This is a genomic window from Halomonas sp. THAF12, from assembly GCF_009363675.1.
GTDB lineage: Bacteria > Pseudomonadota > Gammaproteobacteria > Pseudomonadales > Halomonadaceae > Halomonas > Halomonas smyrnensis.
Genome location: NZ_CP045399.1, coordinates 2,682,686 through 2,701,250, shown reverse-complemented (window position 1 = coordinate 2,701,250; position 18,565 = coordinate 2,682,686). Strand labels below are relative to the sequence as shown.

At 72.1% G+C, this 18,565-nt stretch carries 15 protein-coding genes and 2 riboswitches; of the genes, 10 read left to right on the top strand and 5 right to left on the bottom strand.

All coding sequences use genetic code 11. The features are described 5' to 3' along the window. Nucleotides 1-94 precede the first annotated feature (94 nt). From FIU88_RS12470 to FIU88_RS12445, 6 genes are all read left to right on the top strand, one after another. Nucleotides 95-736 (top strand): histidine phosphatase family protein, encoded by a 642-nt coding sequence (locus FIU88_RS12470; RefSeq protein ID WP_152479460.1) that lies wholly within the window; start codon nt 95-97, stop codon nt 734-736. Then, a complete protein-coding gene (locus FIU88_RS12465; protein ID WP_152479459.1) occupies nt 688-1,110 on the top strand; it encodes a bifunctional adenosylcobinamide kinase/adenosylcobinamide-phosphate guanylyltransferase in 423 nt (140 codons plus the stop codon). Before FIU88_RS12470 ends, FIU88_RS12465 begins: the two co-directional genes overlap by 49 nt. Before the next feature lie 289 nt (nt 1,111-1,399). Then, nucleotides 1,400-1,612, top strand: a riboswitch (cobalamin riboswitch). A 72-nt stretch (nt 1,613-1,684) separates the two neighbouring features. After that, nucleotides 1,685-3,520 carry a TonB-dependent receptor gene (locus tag FIU88_RS12460; RefSeq protein WP_152479458.1) on the top strand — a complete coding sequence of 612 codons (1,836 nt, stop codon included), beginning with the start codon at nt 1,685-1,687 and terminating at the stop codon, nt 3,518-3,520. Further along, nucleotides 3,517-4,428, top strand: coding sequence for a cobalamin-binding protein (locus FIU88_RS12455; protein ID WP_152479457.1), 912 nt, complete (start codon nt 3,517-3,519; stop codon nt 4,426-4,428). The genes FIU88_RS12460 and FIU88_RS12455 overlap by 4 nt, the downstream gene beginning before the upstream one ends. Further along, entirely contained in the window at nt 4,415-5,425 is a 1,011-nt protein-coding gene (locus tag FIU88_RS12450; RefSeq protein ID WP_016853835.1) for an iron ABC transporter permease, read from the top strand. Before FIU88_RS12455 ends, FIU88_RS12450 begins: the two co-directional genes overlap by 14 nt. Then, entirely contained in the window at nt 5,425-6,204 is a 780-nt protein-coding gene (locus FIU88_RS12445) for an ABC transporter ATP-binding protein (protein ID WP_152479456.1), read from the top strand. Before FIU88_RS12450 ends, FIU88_RS12445 begins: the two co-directional genes overlap by 1 nt. 1 nt (nt 6,205) lies before the next feature. Here FIU88_RS12445 and FIU88_RS12440 read toward each other — a convergent pair whose 3' ends face one another. From FIU88_RS12440 to FIU88_RS12420, 5 genes are read right to left on the bottom strand one after another with little or no spacing between them, the layout of a single operon-like run. After that, nucleotides 6,206-6,382: a DUF1289 domain-containing protein gene (locus FIU88_RS12440; protein WP_152479455.1), complete on the bottom strand. Its 177-nt coding sequence runs from the start codon at nt 6,380-6,382 to the stop codon at nt 6,206-6,208. Beyond that, entirely contained in the window at nt 6,382-6,744 is a 363-nt protein-coding gene (locus FIU88_RS12435) for a hypothetical protein (RefSeq protein WP_152479454.1), read from the bottom strand. The genes FIU88_RS12440 and FIU88_RS12435 overlap by 1 nt, the downstream gene beginning before the upstream one ends. A gap of 39 nt (nt 6,745-6,783) precedes the next feature. Further along, a complete protein-coding gene (locus FIU88_RS12430) occupies nt 6,784-7,548 on the bottom strand; it encodes an ABC transporter ATP-binding protein (protein WP_152479453.1) in 765 nt (254 codons plus the stop codon). Continuing rightward, on the bottom strand, nt 7,545-8,600 hold the full coding sequence (locus FIU88_RS12425) for an iron ABC transporter permease (RefSeq protein ID WP_152480230.1): 1,056 nt from the start codon (nt 8,598-8,600) through the stop codon (nt 7,545-7,547). Before FIU88_RS12425 ends, FIU88_RS12430 begins: the two co-directional genes overlap by 4 nt. A gap of 29 nt (nt 8,601-8,629) precedes the next feature. Continuing rightward, nucleotides 8,630-9,646 carry an ABC transporter substrate-binding protein gene (locus FIU88_RS12420; RefSeq protein ID WP_152479452.1) on the bottom strand — a complete coding sequence of 339 codons (1,017 nt, stop codon included), beginning with the start codon at nt 9,644-9,646 and terminating at the stop codon, nt 8,630-8,632. A gap of 255 nt (nt 9,647-9,901) precedes the next feature. Continuing rightward, nucleotides 9,902-10,127, top strand: a riboswitch (cobalamin riboswitch). Between the two features lie 122 nt (nt 10,128-10,249). Here FIU88_RS12420 and FIU88_RS12415 point away from each other — a divergent pair. The 4 genes from FIU88_RS12415 to cobN are packed head-to-tail and all read left to right on the top strand — an operon-like array spanning nt 10,250 to nt 18,544. Beyond that, complete coding sequence (locus tag FIU88_RS12415) at nt 10,250-12,046, top strand: AAA family ATPase (protein WP_152479451.1); 1,797 nt, start codon at nt 10,250-10,252, stop codon at nt 12,044-12,046. Between the two features lie 20 nt (nt 12,047-12,066). After that, on the top strand, nt 12,067-13,428 hold the full coding sequence (locus FIU88_RS12410) for a cobyrinate a,c-diamide synthase (RefSeq protein ID WP_253742553.1): 1,362 nt from the start codon (nt 12,067-12,069) through the stop codon (nt 13,426-13,428). Then, entirely contained in the window at nt 13,425-14,525 is a 1,101-nt protein-coding gene (gene cobW, locus FIU88_RS12405) for a cobalamin biosynthesis protein CobW (RefSeq protein ID WP_152479449.1), read from the top strand. The genes FIU88_RS12410 and cobW overlap by 4 nt, the downstream gene beginning before the upstream one ends. Next, on the top strand, nt 14,525-18,544 hold the full coding sequence (cobN, locus tag FIU88_RS12400) for a cobaltochelatase subunit CobN (protein WP_152479448.1): 4,020 nt from the start codon (nt 14,525-14,527) through the stop codon (nt 18,542-18,544). The genes cobW and cobN overlap by 1 nt, the downstream gene beginning before the upstream one ends. The last annotated feature ends 21 nt before the right edge of the window (nt 18,545-18,565 follow it).

Below are 18,565 nucleotides of genomic sequence, written 5' to 3'. Positions count from 1 at the left end.
GGAGAGCGTCGATGAGAGATGAAGAGCGCCGTGTGGGCGTCGTCGTCGTGCGTCATGGCCTGACGAGCCGGGCCTGTGAAGAGGGAGAGCGTCGATGAGAGATGAAGAGCGCCGTGTGGACGTCGTCGTCGTGCGTCATGGCCTGACGAGCTGGAACCGTGAGCGCCGCTATCAGGGCCATCGCGATATCCCGCTGCTGCTGCCGGAGGCCGAGCCGGATCTCGACCGGCTGCGCGAGGCGCTGGCCGACGTCGCCTTCGATGCCGTGCACTGCAGCGACCTGACCCGCTGCCGCCAGACCCTGGCCCATGTGCTCGAAGGGCGAGCCGACCCTGCGCCGCGCCTCGATGCCCGGCTGCGTGAACTGGCCTTCGGCGACTACGAGGGGCGGACCTGGGCCGAGCTCAAGGACGATCCCGAGTATCGCGCCTGGGTCGACAGCCAGGGCCGGCTGACCACGCCCGGTGGCGAGTCCGCCGACGATCTGTGGGCGCGGCTCTCGGCCTGGCTCGAGGAGGTGATGGCCGAGGCGCGGACGGCGGGCCATCGCCGGGTGCTGGCGGTCAGCCACGGCGGTGCCATCCGCGAGCTGCGCCGGCGCCTGGAGGCGGCGGATTTCTGGGACGGCGTGGTCGGCCAGGCCCAGGGGCGGCGTTTCACGTTCACACTCGAGGAGGACGGCTGGTCATGCAGCTCTTCATCGGCGGTGCCTGCGCCGGCAAGCGCGATCTCGTAGCGGCGCGTTTCCCCGACGCCGGCTGGACTCGGATCGACGAGCTGGGGCTCGACGGCCGCGAACATGACCTGCGCCCGGGCACGGTGCGGGTGCTGACCGGCTGGACGCGCTGGCTGGAAAGCGCGCTGGTCACGGAGCCCGATGACGACCGGCTGCGCGCGCGGCTGGTCGCGGCGCTCGACGCGCTGAGGGACGCCGAGCGCGAGGTGAGGGGGGAGGTCGTGCTGATCCTGCCCGAGATGGGCCGCGGCATCGTACCCATGGACCCGGCGGACCGACGCCTGCGCGACCTGGCCGGTTGGCTGGCCCAGGACGCCGCCGCCCGCGCCGAATCGGTCTGGTACGTGCGTCATGGGTTGGCGCGGAGATTGTGAGGGCCTTGCTCCGGCCCCAGAGACATCGCTCGGGGCCTTCCCGGCGACAGGTCTACGAGCGGGGCCGGCCCTCCGGGGCGCTGTGAACCCATCCTTGGGCGCTACTTTTGCCCTGCGGCGCTCTCGCATCCTGCACCGCTTGCAGGGCCTGGGGTGGCCATCCTGGCCAACCCGTTCGGCGGAATCCGCCTCACCCATGGCAAAAACCCCCTCTACGACCTGTCCCCGGCGCCCCTCACCTCGTGCCAACATCTCCATGCCGCGTTGACGCCCCGGTAGGCGATTGCTAGCTTACGCCGCACTCTCGGGTGACCCGGAAGCCTGCCCAAACAGGCCCGGGTAAACGGGAAGTCGGTGATCCAGTCCGACGCTGCCCCCGCAACGGTGATCGAGTCACGCACCGCCATATGCCACTGTGCCACGCACGGGAAGGCGACGGTGTGGAGGCGCTCAAGCGCCTCGCTCGTCAGCCCGGAGACCGGCCCGAGAGCCCACGCCGCGACGCGCAAAGCAGTCTCGCGGCTCGATAACAACCGAGACGCCGTGCGGGTGAGCACGGTGAGCAAGGACTCCCATGAACAAGTCCCATCCCTCCCGCGGCCTGGCCTTTGCCCTGGCCGCGCTGCCGCTGGCCGTCCAGGCGCAGGGTCATGCTTCCGCCGCCGATGACGCCGCCGCCGAGACCCTCAATCCGCTGGTGGTGACCGCCGCCCTGGCGCCGCGCACCGCCGACGAGAGCCTGGCCTCGGTCACCGTGATCGACCAGGCGCAGCTGCGCCGTCAGGACCCCACCGACATCACCGATGCGCTGCGCGCCCAGCCCGGGGTCGACGTGACCTCCAACGGCGGCTTCGGCAAGAACACCGGCGTCTACCTGCGCGGCACCGGCAGGGAGTCCACGCCGCTGCTGATCGACGGCATCCGGCTGCGCTCCGCCACCGATGGTGCCCCGGCCTGGCAGTTCCTCGAGCCGCGCCTGTTCGAGCGCATCGAGATCGTGCGTGGCCCCCGCGGCAGCCTCTACGGCGCCGATGCCGTGGGCGGCGTGGTCCAGCTGTTCACGCCCGAGGGCGAGGGCGAGCCGACCCCGCGCATCACGCTCGGCGGCGGCAGCTTCGATACCCGCCGCGCCAGCGCCTCGCTGTCCGGCCGCGAGGGCGGCACCCGCTACTACGTGGCCGCCAGCCGGCTGGAGAGCGACGGCTACGAGATCGTCGACGGTGAGGGCGACAAGGGCTACGACAACACCACCGGCCTGATGCGCCTCTCGCACACCTTCGCCGGCGGCGCCGAGCTGGGCGTGCTGGCGCTGCGGGCCCGCGGCAATACCGAGTTCGATGGCTACGGTACGCCCGGCGACACCGACTATGCCCAGCAGGTGGCCGGCGTCTACGGCGAGCTGCCGGTCACCGAGAATTGGTCCACCCGTCTGACGCTCAGCGAGGCCCGTGACGAGCAGGAAACGCCGTTGTATGGCAGCGTCTTCGATACTCAGACTCGCACTGCGCGCTGGGAAAACACCCTGGCCCTCGGCCCCCACGAGCTGGTCGCCGGCACCGAGTATTCCCGCGACGAGGTCGACTCCACCACCGCCTTCGACGAGGACAGCCGCGACAATACCGCCGTCTTCAGCCAGGCGCTGCTGGACTTCTCGCCGCTGAGCGTTCAGGCCTCGCTGCGCCACGACGACAACGAGGCCTTTGGGGAGGAGACGACCGGCAGCCTGGCGCTGGGGGTCGCCCTCGACGAGATCCATACCCTGCGGGCCAGCTACGGCACCGCCTTCCGCGCGCCGTCCTTCAACGACCTCTACTACCCGGACGATGGCTATTTCGTTGGCAATCCGGATCTGGATCCGGAGACCTCGGAGACCTTTGAGCTGGGGCTGAGGGGACAGCTCGGCCGCGGCTTCTGGGATCTCGCGGTATACCGCAGTGAGGTCGATGACCTGATCACCAATATCGACACCGACGGCGACGGCTTCGTGGACACGCCCGAGAACGTCGAGCGGGCACGGATTCGCGGCGTCGAGCTCGCCACCGGCGCCGAGGTCAACGACTGGACGCTGCGCGCGGCCCTGACCTACACCGATCCCGAGAACCGCGAGACCGGCAAGCGTCTACCGAATCGCGCCTCGCGCAGCCTGCGCTTCGACGCCGACCGCGCGCTGGGCGACTGGAGCCTGGGCGGCTCGCTGATCGCCCAGGGCGAGCGCTACGCCGATGCGGACAACACCGAGCGCCTGGGCGGCTTCGCCACCCTCGACCTGCGCGCCGGCTGGAGCTTCGCCCCGGGCTGGTCGACGCGCCTGACGCTGGAGAACCTGCTCGACAAGCAGTATCAGACCGTTCGTGGCTACAACAGCCCGGGCCGCGCGGCCTTTGTCAGCGTGAGCTTCGGCGGCCGATGACGATCTGGCGACACCCGGGGCGGCTGGCCGCCATGGCCGTGCTGTGGCTGACGGCCGGGACGTTGCACGCCCAGGCTCGGGCCGATGAGCCGATCTGCGTCACCGATGACGCCGAGCGCGAGGTCTGCCTGGACGCGCCGGCGACCCGCATCGTGGCGCTGTCGCCCGGCGTCACCGAGCTCCTGTTCGCCGCCGGCGCCGGCGAGCGGGTGGTGGGGGCGGTGAGCTTCAGCGACTATCCCGCCGCGGCCGAGGCGCTGCCCCGGGTCGGCAGCTACGACCGCCTCGACCTCGAGGCGCTGCTGGCCCTCGACCCCGACCTGATCGTGGCCTGGGCCGGCGGCAATCCCCGGGAGCAGGTCGAGCGCCTGGCCGCCCTCGGCCTGCCGGTGTATTTCTCCGACGCCGGCGACTTCGGCGCCATCGCCACGAGCCTTGCGCGCCTCGGCGCGCTGGCCGGCAGCGAGGCGCGAGGCCGGGCCGCGGCCGACAGGCTGCGCGGCGAGGTGGCCGAGCTGCGCAGCCGATACGCCGACGCCGCGCCCGTGTCGGTCTTCTACCAGGTCTGGGACGAGCCGCTGATGACCGTCAGCGGCGAGCACTGGATCAGCCGGGCGCTGGCGCTGTGCGGCGGCGAGACGCTGTTCGCCGACGAGGGCCCGCTGGTGCCGCGCATCGGCCGCGAAGCCGTGCTGGCCCGCGATCCCGAGGCGATCATCACCGGCGGCATGGGCAAGGCCGATTCCACCTGGCTCGAGGCCTGGCGCGACTTTCCCGAGCTTGCCGCGGTGCGCCGCGACAACCTGTTCTTCGTCGACCCCGACCTGGTCCAGCGCGCCACGCCGCGGCTGGTCGAGGGCACCCGGGCGCTGTGCGCCCACCTGGAGGCCGCCCGTGAGCGGCGCTAGGGCGCGCGGTCTGTCGCCCGGCCTGTCGCCACGGTGGCGCCACCCGCTGGTGTGGCTGGCGTTGGCCGCGCTGCTGTCGCAGGGCCTGGCGCTGTCCCTCGGCAGCGTGGCGATCGGCCCGGACGAGCTCGTCCGGGTGCTGACCGGCGGCGGCGAGGCGCTGCATCGCACCCTGGTGCTGGAGCTGCGCCTGCCCCGGGCGCTGGCGGCCTTCGGCACCGGCGCGCTGCTGGCCATGGCCGGGGCGCTGATGCAGATCCTGCTGCGCAACCCGCTGGCCGACCCCTACGTGCTGGGGCTCTCCGGCGGGGCCTCGGTGGCGGCGCTCGCCGCCATGCTGGCCGGGCTCGGCGCCGCCCTGGTGGGCGGCGCGGCCTTCGCCGGGGCGCTGGCCTCGACGCTGATCGTGTTCGGCCTGGCCCACGGCGGCGGCAGCTGGACGCCGACCCGGCTGCTGCTCACCGGGGTGGTGATGGCCTCGGGCTGGGGCGCGCTGATCAGCTTCCTGCTGGCGGTCAGCCCGGTGGAGCGCCTGCCCGGCATGCTCTACTGGCTGATGGGCGACCTGGCCTACGCCGGCAGCCCCTGGCCGGTGCTGGTGATGGCCGCGGCCGCGCTGGCCGTGGTGCTGCCGCTGGGCCGCACGCTCAACGTGCTGGCCCGGGGCGGGCTGCAGGCCGCCGCGCTGGGCGTGGCGGTGCGGCCGCTGGAGTGGGCCCTCTACCTGCTGGCGAGCCTGGTCACCGCGGTGGCGGTGACCACCGCCGGCAGCGTCGGCTTCGTCGGCCTGATGGTGCCGCACATGCTGCGTCTGCGGCTCGGCAACGACCAGCGGCGCATCCTGCCGGCGAGCCTCTTGGCCGGCGGCGCCCTGCTGACCCTGGCCGATACCCTGGCGCGCACCCTGATCGCCCCGCAGCAGCTGCCGGTGGGCGTGATCACCGCGCTGATCGGGGTGCCGACCTTCCTCTTCCTGCTGCAGCGGAGCCGGCGATAATGGGCCCGAAAGAGCTGGGACTGGAAGCGAGGGGCCTGGTGATCGACGTGCCGGGGCGGCCGGACGGTCGGGCGCTCGATCTCGCCATCGAGCCCGGCCAGCGCTGGGGCGTGCTCGGCCCCAACGGCGCCGGCAAGACCACGCTGCTGCATACCCTGGCCGGGCTCCGGCCGCCGCGGGCGGGGGAGGTGCGCCTCGACGGGCGCGGGCTGTCTCACTGGCGGCGCCGCGCGCTGGCGCGGCGGCTGGGCGTGGTGTTCCAGGAACGCCACGACGACTTTCCGGCCACGGTGCGCGAGACCGCCCTGATCGGCCGCCATCCGTTCCTCTCGCCCTGGCGCCAGGAAGGCCCCGAGGATCACGCCCGCGCGGCGGCGGCGCTGGAGCGCCTCGAGCTCTCGCACCTGGCCGAGCGCGAGCTTTCGACGCTCTCCGGCGGCGAGCGTCAGCGGGTCAGCCTGGCCACGGTGCTGACCCAGGCGCCGGACGTCTGGCTCGCCGACGAGCCCACCAATCACCTCGACCTGCATCACCAGGTGGCGGCGATGGCGCTGCTCGCCGAGCAGGCCGACCGCGGCCACGGCGTGATGATGTGCCTGCACGACCTCAACCTGGCGGCGCGCTGGTGCAGCCATCTGCTGCTGCTCTATCCCGACGGCGAGGCCTGCTGGGGGGAGGCGCAGGCCATGCTGACGGTCGAGGCGCTCGAACGCCTCTATCGCCAGAAACTGCTGTGTGTCGAGGTCGACGGGGCGCCGGTCTTCGTGCCGACCCGCTGACTCAGCCCTTGTTCAGCTTCTTCAGCCGCTGCGTCGCGAGCTGGTTGGTCTTCATGCGCTCCGGGCGCTTCATCGACTGCCAGCGGGTGATCTCCTCGGTGGTGCGGCCGCAGCCCACGCACAGCCCGCCCTTCAGCTGGCAGATCGAGACGCAGGGGCTCTCGATGCGCTTGGCCATCAGTGCCGCTCCAGCACGGCCAGCCGCCGCTCCCAGTCGCCGCCGTGCACGCGGCGGCACTCCTCCTCGCTGTCGGCGTCCAGATGGGCGTCGATGTCGCGGACGTTCACGTCCGCCTCGAACAGGGCGGCCTCGGTGAGCTCACGCATGCGGCGGCGGCCGTCGCCCTTGAGCGCGCGGGCCAGGTCGTCCTGGGTCTCGAACACCCAGACCACCCGCAGGCTGTCGGGGAAGCGGCGGTAGTCCACCAGGTGGGTCAGCCAGGCGAAGCCCGGCAGCAGCGGCTTGGCGGTCTCGCAGGCGTCGGTCAGGGCCTGGGTCAGGCGGCGTTCCATCTGCCGGCTGGCTTTCTTGTCGAGCATATCGGGCTCTCTCATCGTGAGGGGTGGCAGGGTAGCGATCTACAGGGCGCGGCGGAAGCGCAGCACCGGTCGACCCTGTTCGGGATCGTCGAGGAAGTCGGCGTGCACGCCGAAGGTGTGGCGGAGCCGCTCGAGGGTCAGCACCTCCCGGGGCGGGCCGATGTCGACGAGGCGGCCGCCGTCCATCACCCCGATGCGGTCGCAGTCCATGGCCTGGTCGAGGTCGTGCAGGGCGACCACCACGGTGATCGGCAGCCGCCGCACCAGGCGCAGGATCGACAGCTGGTGGCGGATGTCCAGGTGGTTGGTCGGCTCGTCGAGCAGCAGGGCGCGAGGCCGCTGGGCCAGGGCGCGGGCGATGTGCACGCGCTGGCGTTCGCCGCCGGAGAGGGTGTGCCACAGGCGCTCGGCCATCGCCTCGAGGCCGACCTCGGCCAGGGCCCGGTCGACGATGGCGTCGTCCTCCTCGGTCCAGGGGCTCAGCGGCGAGAGGAAGGGCGTGCGGCCCAGCGCCACGGCCTCGCGCACCCCGAGGCGGTCGAGGGTGTCCGCCTGCTGCTCGACGAAGGCGATGGCGCGGGCGATCTCGTGGGGTTTCATGGCGTGCATCGGCCGGCCGTCGGCCAGCGCGCGGCCGATCTTCGGCCGCCGCAGCCCGGCCAGCACGCGCAGCAGGGTGGTCTTGCCCGAGCCGTTCGGGCCGACCAGGCCGAAGGTCTCGCCCGGTTCCACCGTCAGGCTGACGTCGTCCAGCAGCCGGCGGCCGTGGACCCGCCAGTCGACGCGTTCGGCGCAGAGCCTCATCGCGTCCTCGCCCCGCGGATCAGGATCAGGGCGAAGGCCGGGGCGCCGATCAGCGCCGTGACCACCCCGATCGGCAGCACCTGGCCGGCCACCAGGGTGCGCGAGAGCACGTCGGCGCCGATCAGGAAGACCGCCCCGGCCAGCGCCGAGGCGGGCACCAGCCGGGTGTGGCGGCTGCCGACCAGGAAACGCATGGCATGGGGAATCACCAGCCCGACGAAGCCGATGGCGCCGACCATCGACACCATGGCGGCGGTGACCAGCGCCATGGCGGCGATCAGCACCCCGCGCACCCGGCGTACGGGGATTCCCAGCGAGGCGGCGCTGTCGGCGCCGAAGGTGAAGGCGTCCAGGGCGCGCCGGTACCACAGGCAGATCGCCAGGCCCGCCAGGGCGGCGGGCAGCCCCAGGGCGACGTCGCCCCAGCGCACGCCGGAGAGGTTGCCCATCAGCCAGAACATGATGCCGCGGGCCTGCTCGGCGCTGGCCGACTTGGCGATGATCAGCGCGGTGAGGGCGTTGAACAGCTGCGAGCCGGCGATGCCGGCGAGGATGATCGCGCCGGCGGCCTGGGTCGCGCGGCCGCCGCCGGTGCCGCTGCCGGCGGCATGGGCCAGCACCACCACCAGGCCGAAGGCCAGGCCGGCGCCGGCGAAGGCGCCCAGCGACAGCGTCAGGGTGCCGGCGCCGAGGCCGAGGATGGCCACCGACACCGCGCCGGTGGAGGCGCCGGCGGAGATGCCCATCAGGAAGGGGTCGGCCAGGGGGTTGCGCAGCAGCGCCTGCAGCACCACGCCGGCGAGCGCCAAACCGGCGCCGCAGCAGGCGGCGAGGACCGCGCGGCTCAGGCGGTATTCCCAGACGATGCCCGCATCGATGCGATCCACCGCGAAGGCCGCGCCACCGAGATGGTTGGCCAGCACCCTGAGGATGGTGTCGAGCGGAATCGCGGTTTCGCCGATGGCGGTGCCCGCCATCACCGCGGCGAACAGCAGCAGCGGTGCCAGCCATCCCCAGTGCCAGGCGGAGCGCGAGACGCTCACCCCGGCCATGGAGGGGCGCGACAGTCGAACGGCGCCACTCATCGCGTGAAGGACATCCTGGACAGGGCATCCACCAGCGTCTCGAGGCCGTGGATCGTGCGCATCGTCGCACTCATGGCGTGGGCATCCATCTCGATGATGTGGCCGTTTTTCACCGCCGACATCCGGCTCGCCACGGGATCGTGGTGCAGGAAGTCGCGCTTGGCCTCGACGCTGTCCGCCGCATAGCGGCGGCGATCCATGGTCGCGATCACGATGAGGTCCGGGTCGGCGCGGGCGATCGTTTCCCAGCCCACGGTCGGCCATTCCTCGTCGGAATGGATGACATTTCTGATGCCGATCTTGTCCATCATGTAGCCGGGAGCGCCGAGCCTTCCGGCCACAAAGGGATCCGATGAACCGTCGGGGGAGGAAAACCAGAAGACCGCCGAAAGATCGTCGGGGAGCGACAGCGATTCGGCACGGGAGATGGCCTTTTCCTCGCGCTCTTTAAGCTCGTCGATCAGCTCGTCGCCGGTATCATTTACGTCGAAAATGGTGGCCAGTTCCCGGATGCCCTTGTAGACCGAACCGGTGGAGAAGGCGGCGGTACGAGTGCCGTCTCCCCCGGTGGCATTGTCCTTGGTATCGCAGTCGGCGGGCAGGATGTAGGTGTCGATGCCGAGATCCTGGAACTGATCGCGGGTCGCCACGCTACCGGTGGGGCCGACGTGCCATTCGTACTGGGCCGCGACAAGGTCCGGTCGCTTGTTCACGACCGCTTCGAAGCTCGGGTCATTGTCGGCGATGCGCTCGATATCGGCATTGGCTTCGCGGAATTCCGGCAGCACCGGCGTGAACCAGACCGAGGTGCCGACGACGCGATCGTCGAGCCCCAGCGCATAGAGGATTTCGGTCGCCGACTGACCGACGCTGACGGTGCGATCCGGCGCCTCATCGACGTGAATTTCTCGGCCGCAATTCATCATCGTCAGCGGATAAGGCGTCGCCTCCGCCATGGCGGATGACGCCGTAATGAGTGAGAGCACTGCGAGTAGTCTGCGAGCGAGCGTCATGCGTCGGTGTCCAGGTGGGGGAGGGAAAGAGGCTGCCGGCGACGGGAGATTGCCACGACTTTCGAGGCGTTTTCCACTCCTATCGACGCCCGTGTCCATGCCCGCAACAACGAGAGGTCGACGATGCGTGCGGGAGGCTTTTACGCGAAAATAATAAGTTATGTTATAACATAACAAAATTGTTCGACAAGGGCTTTGATCGCCGCCGCGGGGCGAGTGCGTGGTCGATTGCGCGGGGCAGGTCCGGTCCATTAGGATACTTGTTCGAAGACAGGTGCCCCTGAGGTCCAGGGGATAATCGGGAAGTCTGGTGAGGCCACGGCCGATCCCAGCGCTGCCCCCGCAACGGTAATGAAGCGCGATCCGCGACGACCACTGGCGACATGCCGGGAAGGTGCGGATCACGGCACGACGCCCACGGCCATGCCCCGGCGAGTGCCCCTTCTGAGCCCGGAGACCGGCCTGTCGCGTCGAGTCATTCCATGCCGGTGCGGTGGGCACCGAGAGGATCATCATGCCCGTGTTTTTCGATTCCCCCTCCCGGCGGAGCCTCCGCCGCGATGCGCGTCCCGCGTCCGTCTGCCGTATCCCGGCCGTGACGCCATGACCGCCGTTGCCGAATTTCCCTTCGTCGCCGTCGTCGGCCAGCCGGCGCTCAAGACCGCGCTGCTGCTCAGCGTCGTCGATCCGCGCCTCGGCGGCGTGTTGATCAGCGGTCCCAAGGGCAGCGCCAAGTCGACCCTGGCTCGGGCGCTGGCGGAGATTCTGCCCCACGACGCCGAGGGCCGGCGGCCGTCGCTGGTGACCCTGCCGCTGGGCGCCAGCGAGGAGCGCCTGACCGGCAGCCTGGACCTGCAGCGGGTGCTCGCCGACGGCGAGGCGCGCTTCCAGGAGGGCCTGCTGGCCCGCGCCCACGGTGGCTTGCTGTACGTCGACGAGGTCAATCTGCTGCCGGATGCGCTGGTCGACCTGCTGCTCGACGTGGCCGCCAGCGGCGTCAACCGCGTCGAGCGTGACGGCCTGAGCCACGCCCACCCGGCGCGCTTCAGCCTGATCGGTACCATGAACCCCGACGAAGGCGAGCTGCGCCCGCAGCTGCTCGACCGCTTCGGCCTGTGCGTCGAACAGGCGGCGAGCCCCGGCGTGGCCGAGCGCGTGGCGATCCTGCGCCAGCGCGAGGCCTTCGACCGCGACCCGCGCGCCTTCGTCGACGCCCACGAGGCCGAGCAGGCGGCGCTGACCCGGCGCCTGGCCGAGGCCCGCGAGCGCCTTCCCGACATCGTCGCCGACGATGACGCCTACGAGCGCATCGCCGAGCGCAGCCAGGCCGCCGGGGTCGAGGGAATGCGCGCCGACGTCACCTGGCACCGCGCCGCCCGGGCCCATGCGGCCTGGCGCGGCGCGGCGCGCGTCGAGCGTGAGGACCTGGACGTCGTCGAGCCCTGGGTGCTGGCCCATCGCCGCACCGTCGCCGCCGACGACAACGGCAGCGGCTCCGGCTCAGGCTCAGGTTCAGGCGGGAACGGGCCTGGCGAGAGCGACTCGGGCCGCGGCGGGGCGAGCGGCGACGATTCGCGCAAGCCGGCCTCCGACGGCGCCCAGGCCCCCGGGGCCGATTCACAGCCGCAGGGCCAGTGGGGCGCCATGCCGCCGGTGGCGCAGTCGAGCGTTACCACGCCGATGCCGTCGCTGCCCGAGTCGACGCCCGCGCCCAAGGCCGGCGGGACGCCGTCGTCGCTCGCCGCGTCGAGCCGCCGTCCCGGCCGCCAGCTTGGCCGCCGCCGGGATCGCCGCCAGGCCGAGCCTGGCGATCCCGCGCCGCGCCCGGACTGGTTCGCGACCCTGGTCGAACATCGCGGCCGTCGGCCCTGGCGCCGCCTGTGCTATCGCCGCCCGCGCTCCGGCCAGCCGATGCTGCACCTGGTGCTGCTGGACACCTCCGCCTCGACCCTCGGCCGGCGCCTGCTGGGCCGGGCCAAGGGCGCGGTCGATGCCCTGGCGCGCCGGGCCTACGCCGCCCGCGAGCAGATCGCGGTGCTGGGCTTCGGCAACGACGGCATCGAGACCCTCCAGCCCAAGCGCCGCGCGCCCAGGGACCTGCTCGAACGGCTCGACGCCGTGCCCGGCGGCGGCGGCACGCCGCTGCGCGAGGCCGTGCGCCACGCCGCCCGGCTGGTTCGCCGCTGGCGCCGCCAGGACGCGGGCCTGCAGGTGCGCACCTACCTGATCACCGACGGCCGCACCCGCCAGCCGCTCGGCGGCCTGCCGCCGCTCGGCGACTGCGTGGTCGTCGACACCGAATCCGCCGCCGTGAAGCGCGGCCGCGGCCGCGACATCGCCCGGGCGCTGGGCGCCGATTACCGGCCGCTGGCCGGCCTTAAGGCGGGGGCATCGACATGAACGTCAAGGAAGCGAACGCGATGCACGAGCACGACGATGCCGTCAGCTGCCCGGCGGTGTTCATCGCCGCGCCGGCCTCGGGCCAGGGCAAGACCACCGTGACCGCGGCGCTGGCGCGGATGCTGCGCCGCCAGGGCAAGGTGGTGCGGGTGTTCAAGACCGGCCCGGACTACCTGGACCCGCGGGTGCTGGCCCAGGCCTCCGGCCAGCCGGTGGACCCGCTCGACCTGTGGATGGCCGGCGAGGCCTACTGCCGCCAGCGGCTGTTCGAGGCCGCCCGTAAGGCCGACCTGATCCTGGTCGAAGGCGCCATGGGCCTGTTCGACGGCGAGCCCTCCAGCGCCGATCTGGCCGCGCTGTTCGGCCTGCCGATGGTGATCGTGATGGACGTCAAGGGCATGGCCCAGACCGCGGCGGCGCTGGTGGCCGGCCTGGCCGGCTTCCGCGACGACGTGCGCATCGCCGGGCTGATCGCCAACGCCTGCGGCTCGGCCCGCCATCGCGAGCTGATCGAGGGCGCGCTGCCGGCGAGCGTGCCGCTGCTGGCGGCGATGCCCCGCGACCCGGCCCTGGCGCTGCCCGAGCGCCACCTGGGGCTGGTCCAGGCCGAGGAGATCCGCGACGACCTGGAGACGCGCTTCGACGCCGGCGCCGAGGCGCTCGCCGCCGAGGGCCTGGCCGAGTCCCTGCTGGCGCTGCCGCCGGTGGCCTTCATGCCCGCGCCCATTGATGCCTCCGCGCCGCCGGCCTGGCTCGCCGGCCGCAACATTGCGGTGGCGCGCGACGCCGCCTTCAGCTTCGTCTACCAGGCCAACCTGGACCTGCTCGAACGCATGGGCGCGACACTGCGTGTCTTTTCTCCACTGGCCGATACGAGCCTGCCGGCCTGCGACGCCCTGTGGCTGCCGGGCGGCTACCCGGAGCTGCACGCCGAAGGCCTGGCCGCCAACGCCGCGCTGCGCAACGACCTCCGGCGAGCCTTCGAGGACGATCTGCCGATCCTCGCCGAGTGCGGCGGGCTGCTCTACTGCCTGGAGACCCTGACCGATCAGGACGGCGAGACCCACGCCATGCTGGGCCTGCTGCCCGGCGCCGGTGCCATGCGCGGGCGCCGAGGCTGCCAGGGCATGCAGACCGCCGAGCTGCCCGAGGGCCCGGTGCGCGGCCATGCCCATCACCGCTCCCAGGCCAGCGGCACGCCCGAGCCCATCGCCCACGGCCGCCGCCAGCGCCATCCCGCGCCGGGCGAGGCGATCTATCGCGCGCGAGGCCTGACCGCGTCCTACCTGCACCTGTTCTTCCCCGACAACCCCGCCGCCGTGGCCCGCCTGTTCGGCGCGGCCGCGAACGCTGACGATTCGACCAAGGAATGCCACGCATGAAACTCGACAAGATTCCCGCCACGGTGGTGACCGGCTTCCTCGGCAGCGGCAAGACCACGCTGCTGGCCGGCATCCTGCGCCGCATCACCGGCAAGCGCATCGCCGTGATCGTCAACGAGTTCGGCGAGCAGGACATCGACTCCAGCCTGCTGCGCGGCTGCGCCATCGGCTGTGAGGAAGACGGCGCCCAGGCGCTCGACGAGGACGGCAGCATCTTCGAGCTGGCCAACGGCTGCATCTGCTGCACGGTGGAGGAAGAGTTCCTGCCGGTGATGAAGAAGCTGGTGGCCCGCCGCGACGACATCGACCACATCCTGATCGAGACCAGCGGCCTGGCGCTGCCCAAGCCGCTGGTGCAGGCCTTCAACTGGCCGGAGGTGCGTCAGCACTGCACCGTCGACGCCATCATCACCGTGGTCGACGGCCCGGCGGTGGCCGCCGGCCGCTACGCCAGCGACGTCGAGCGGGTCGAGGCCCAGCGCCGCGCCGACGACAGCCTGGATCACGATCCCAGCCTGCGCGAGCTGCTGGACGACCAGCTCAGCGCCGCCGACCTGGTGCTGGTCAGCAAGAGCGACCTGCTCGCCGAGGACGAGCGCGCGCGGGTCGAGGCGCTGGTGGCCGACAGGGTCCCCGGGTCCGTGAAGACGCTCTATATCGATCCGAGCCTGGCCGACGATCCGGCCCGCCTGGAGGCCCTGATGGGCATCGGCGCCGCGAGCGAGGAGGGCATCGACCGCATCGACAACCACCACGACCGCCACCACGCCGAGGGCGCCCATCACGACCACGCCCACGACCACTTCGACGGCCTGGTGATCCGCCTGGGAGAGGTCGACGCCGAGGCGCTGGAGGCGCGCCTGGCCGCGCTGCTGAAAGAACACGAGATCTATCGCGCCAAGGGCTTCGCGGCGATTCCCGGCAAGCCCATGCGCCGGGTCATCCAGGCCGTGGGCGAGCGGCTGGACGGCTACTTCGACCGGCTGTGGGCGCCAGGCGAGCCGCGTCACACCGAGCTGGTCATCATCGGCCGGCACCTGGATCGCGAGGTGCTGGAGGCGGCGCTGGCCGGTGCCGAGAGCGCGACGCCCGCCTGATGCACCTGTTCGCCGCCAAGCCGGGAGGCTTCGTCGACGATGAGGGCATCGTCGACCTGCAGCAGACGCCCGCCGAGGTCGTGATCCTGTCGGCCGCCGACAGCAGCCTGTCGGCGCTGGCCCAGGCGGCCGAGCGGCTGGGCGACGCCTATCCCTCGGTGCGCCTCGCCAACTGGATGAACCTGGTCAAGCCCGCCGCCTATGACCTCTACGAGGATCGGGTGCTGGAGCACGCGCGGCTGGTGATCGTCTCGCTGCTCGGCGGCAGCGCCTACTGGCAGTACGGCGTCGATCGCCTGCGGGCCTGGGCGGCGGCGGACCCGACGCGGCAGCTGATCCTGGTGCCGGGCTGCGACGCTCCCGACGAGGCCCTGCTGGAGGCCTCCAGCGTGCCGGTCGAGTCGGCCCGTCGGGTATGGCGCTACCTGCGCGAGGGCGGCGCCGACAACGCCGAGCAGCTGCTGCGCTTCGTCGGCGCGGAATATCTGGGCCTGGAACAGAGCGCGGCGCCGCTCGACTGGCGCGAACCGCGGGCGATTCCCCCGGCTTTAGTCTATCTCTCTCAGGCGCCCGAATCCGCGCTCTCCTGGGCGCCCGAAGCCGCGCTCTCCTGGGCGCCCGAATCCGCGTTCTCTCAGGCGCCCGACCCCGCGCTCTCTCAGGCGCCCGATACCGCGCCGAGCGCCGGACGGGAAGCGTCGCTTTCGGACTGGGAGGCGCAGCGCGATCCCGCGCGACCCGTCTGCCTGCTGCTGTTCTACCGCAGCCATCTGCAGGGGGCGAATACCGCGGTGCTGGACGGCCTGATCGCGGCGCTCGAGGCCGAGGGCCTGGCGCCGCTGGCGGTGGCGGTGGCCTCGCTGAAGGAAGACGCCTGCGTCGCCTTCGTCGATCACCTGATCGAGCGCACCGGCGCCGGCCTGGTGGTCAACACCACCGGCTTCTCGGTCAACCGCGAGCCCGACCAGGGCGGTATCGACGCCGGCGCGTTCGGTGACGACGAGGATGACGCGGCGGGCCTGTTCGCCGGCCGCCCGGTGGTGCTGCAGGCGATACTGGCCAGCAGCCCCGAGGATGACTGGCGCGACAAGGCCGCCGGCCTGCACAGCCGCGACGTGGCCATGCAGGTGGTGCTGCCGGAGATGGACGGGCGCGTCATCACCCGGGCGGTGGGCTTCAAGGCCGAGGCCCACTACAGCGAGCGCTGCCAGCTGTCGGTGACCCGCCATGCGCCGCATCCCGAGCGCGCCGCCTTCGTCGCCGCATTGGCCCGGCGCTACGCGCGGCTGCGCCACACCGCCAACGCCGACAAGCGCCTGGCGCTGGTGCTGGCCAACTATCCGACCCGGGACGGCCGCATCGGCAACGGCGTCGGCCTCGACACCCCGGCGTCCGCCGTCAACCTGCTGCGCGCGCTGGAGGAGGCCGGCTATCCGCTGGCGGACCTGCCCGCGGACGGCGACGCGCTGATCCGGCGCCTGCAGGGCAGCGTGACCAACGATCCGCAGTCGCTTGCCTGGCGCGGCAGCTGGCAGAGCCTCGGCGTCGACGACTACCTGGCCTGGTTCCGCACCCTGCCGGAGGCGCTGCAGGAGGCGGTCTGGCGGCGCTGGGGCGCCCCCGAGGACGACCCCAAGCACCGTCAGGGAAGGCTCCTGATCGCCGGCATCCGCCTCGGCGAGACCTTCGTCGGCATCCAGCCGGCTCGCGACATCGACACGGGGCCGGACTCAGACCCGATCAAGAGCTACCACGACACCGAGCTGGTGCCGCCCCACAGCTACCTGGCCTTCTACCTGTGGCTGCGCGAGCACTACCGGGTGGACGCGGTGATCCACGTCGGCAAGCACGGCAACCTGGAGTGGCTGCCCGGCAAGAGCACGGCGCTCTCGGCCGAGTGCTGGCCGGACGTGGCGCTGGGGCCGCTGCCGCACTTCTATCCCTTCATCGTCAACGACCCGGGCGAGGGCGCCCAGGCCAAGCGCCGCAGCCAGGCGGTGATCATCGACCACCTGATGCCGCCGCTGGCCCGGGCCGAGCTTTACGGCGAGCTGGCCGAGCTCGAGTCGCTGACCGACGAGTACTACCAGGCGCTGGGCATGGACCCGCGCCGCGAGGCGCTGCTGCGCGAGCGCATCCTCGAACACCTGAAGCGCACCGGCATCGACGCCGAGCTGAAGCCGTCGGCGAGCGAAGGGGATGAGGCCTGTCAGGGCGTCGACGAGCGTCTGCTGAACGAGCTCGACACCTTCCTCTGCGATATCAAGGAAGCCCAGATCCGCCACGGCCTGCACGTGCTCGGCACCCTGCCGCCGGCGGAAAAGCGGGCCGCGACCCTGGTCGCCATCCTGCGGCTGCCGCGAGGCGAGGGCCCCGAACGCCAGGGCCTGCTGCACGCCCTGGCCGACGACCTTGGGCTGCTTGAGCCGGGTGTCACGGGCGAAGCTGGCGCGCGGTTCGATCCGCTGGCCGCCGGCGCCGAGCCCTGGCGGGGGCCGCGGCCGGCGGCCTTGAGCGAGCTGGATGACGCCCCCTGGCGCAGCGCCGCCGACACCCGCGAGCGCCTGGAAGCGCTGGCCGAGCGGCTGATCGAAGGCCATGTGCTGGAAGACGGCGACCTCGAGGCGCTGGCCCGCGACTGGCCGGCCACCGCGGCGCTCTGTCGCCACGCCCGCGACGGCCTCTGGGCCGCCATGCGCCACGGCGCCGAGCGCGAGATCGGTGCGCTGATCGACGGGCTCGACGGCCTCGCCGTGCCGCCGGGGCCGAGCGGGGCGCCCAGCCGCGGCCGGCTCGACGTGCTGCCCACCGGACGCAACTTCTTCAGCGTCGACAATCGCGCCGTGCCGTCGCCCGCCGCCTGGTCGCTGGGCGAGGCCTCGGCCCAGGCGTTCGTCGAGCGCTACCTGCAGGACCATGGCGACTATCCGCGCCGGCTGGGGCTGTCGATCTGGGGCACCGCCACCATGCGCACCGGCGGCGACGACATCGCCCAGGCCCTGGCGCTGATGGGCGTGCGGCCGATCTGGTCGCTGGGCTCGCAGCGGGTGGTCGACGTGGAGGTCATTCCCAGCATGCTGCTGGGCCGGCCGCGGGTGGACGTCACCCTGCGGGTGTCCGGCTTCTTCCGCGACGCCTTCCCCCACGTCATCAAGCTGTTCGACGCCGCGGTGCGGGCGGTGGCCGACTACCACGAGCCGGGCACTAGCAACACCATCCGTGCCGCGGTCGAGGCGCGCCGCGGCGAGCTGGAGGCCGCCGGGCTCTCGCCCGAGGCGGCCGAGCAGGAGGCGGGCTACCGCGTGTTCGGCAGCAGGCCCGGCGAGTACGGCACCGGGCTGGATCGGCTGGTCGACACGCGTGCCTGGGACGATGCCGACGAGTTGGCCGAGGCCTATGTCGCGGCCGGCGCCTACGCCTACGGCCAGTTCCCCGAGTCCGGCGCCGCCGCGCGCCGCGCCTTCTCGCATCGGCTCGAGGGGCTGCAGGCGGTGCTGCACAACCAGGACAACCGCGAGCACGACATCCTCGACTCCAGCACCTACTACGCCTTCCAGGGCGGCATGGCCAACGCCGGCCGGGCACTCGGCGGCGAGGCGCCGGCCGTCTACCACGCCGACCATGCCAACCCGGCGCGGCCGCGCATCCGCACCCTGCAGGAGGAGATCACGCGGGTGGTGCGCTCCCGGGTGCTCAATCCCAAGTGGATCGAGGCCATGCGCGAGCACGGCTACAAGGGCGCCTTCGAGATGGCCGCCACCGTGGACTATCTGTTCGCCTATGACGCCACCACCGACCTGGTGCCCGACCACCAGTACGCCCAGGTGAGCGATGCCCTGGTGTTCGACGACGCCAACCAGCGCTTCCTGCGCGAGCACAACGCCGCCGCACTCGAGGAGATGGCCGAGCGGCTGCTCGAGGCCGTCCAGCGCGGCCTGTGGGAAGAGCCCGGCGAGCGCGCCGAGGCCCTGCAGGACCTGCTGCTCGAGTTCGACGAGCGACGGGAGGGCATGTCTTGAAAGAACAGGGCGTGACGGAGA

Excerpts from the sequence above, each read along its gene's own strand:
- cobN (WP_152479448.1), top strand. The coding sequence starts at position 14,525 with ATGCACCTGTTCGCCGCCAAGCCGGGAGGCTTCGTCGACGATGAGGGC.
- FIU88_RS12470 (WP_152479460.1), top strand. The coding sequence starts at position 95 with ATGAGAGATGAAGAGCGCCGTGTGGACGTCGTCGTCGTGCGTCATGGC.
- FIU88_RS12465 (WP_152479459.1), top strand. The coding sequence starts at position 688 with ATGCAGCTCTTCATCGGCGGTGCCTGCGCCGGCAAGCGCGATCTCGTA.
- FIU88_RS12455 (WP_152479457.1), top strand. The coding sequence starts at position 3,517 with ATGACGATCTGGCGACACCCGGGGCGGCTGGCCGCCATGGCCGTGCTG.
- FIU88_RS12425 (WP_152480230.1), bottom strand. The coding sequence starts at position 8,600 with ATGGCCGGGGTGAGCGTCTCGCGCTCCGCCTGGCACTGGGGATGGCTG.
- FIU88_RS12415 (WP_152479451.1), top strand. The coding sequence starts at position 10,250 with ATGACCGCCGTTGCCGAATTTCCCTTCGTCGCCGTCGTCGGCCAGCCG.
- FIU88_RS12420 (WP_152479452.1), bottom strand. The coding sequence starts at position 9,646 with ATGACGCTCGCTCGCAGACTACTCGCAGTGCTCTCACTCATTACGGCG.
- FIU88_RS12410 (WP_253742553.1), top strand. The coding sequence starts at position 12,067 with ATGCACGAGCACGACGATGCCGTCAGCTGCCCGGCGGTGTTCATCGCC.
- FIU88_RS12430 (WP_152479453.1), bottom strand. The coding sequence starts at position 7,548 with ATGAGGCTCTGCGCCGAACGCGTCGACTGGCGGGTCCACGGCCGCCGG.
- cobW (WP_152479449.1), top strand. The coding sequence starts at position 13,425 with ATGAAACTCGACAAGATTCCCGCCACGGTGGTGACCGGCTTCCTCGGC.
- FIU88_RS12440 (WP_152479455.1), bottom strand. The coding sequence starts at position 6,382 with ATGGCCAAGCGCATCGAGAGCCCCTGCGTCTCGATCTGCCAGCTGAAG.
- FIU88_RS12445 (WP_152479456.1), top strand. The coding sequence starts at position 5,425 with ATGGGCCCGAAAGAGCTGGGACTGGAAGCGAGGGGCCTGGTGATCGAC.
- FIU88_RS12435 (WP_152479454.1), bottom strand. The coding sequence starts at position 6,744 with ATGCTCGACAAGAAAGCCAGCCGGCAGATGGAACGCCGCCTGACCCAG.
- FIU88_RS12460 (WP_152479458.1), top strand. The coding sequence starts at position 1,685 with ATGAACAAGTCCCATCCCTCCCGCGGCCTGGCCTTTGCCCTGGCCGCG.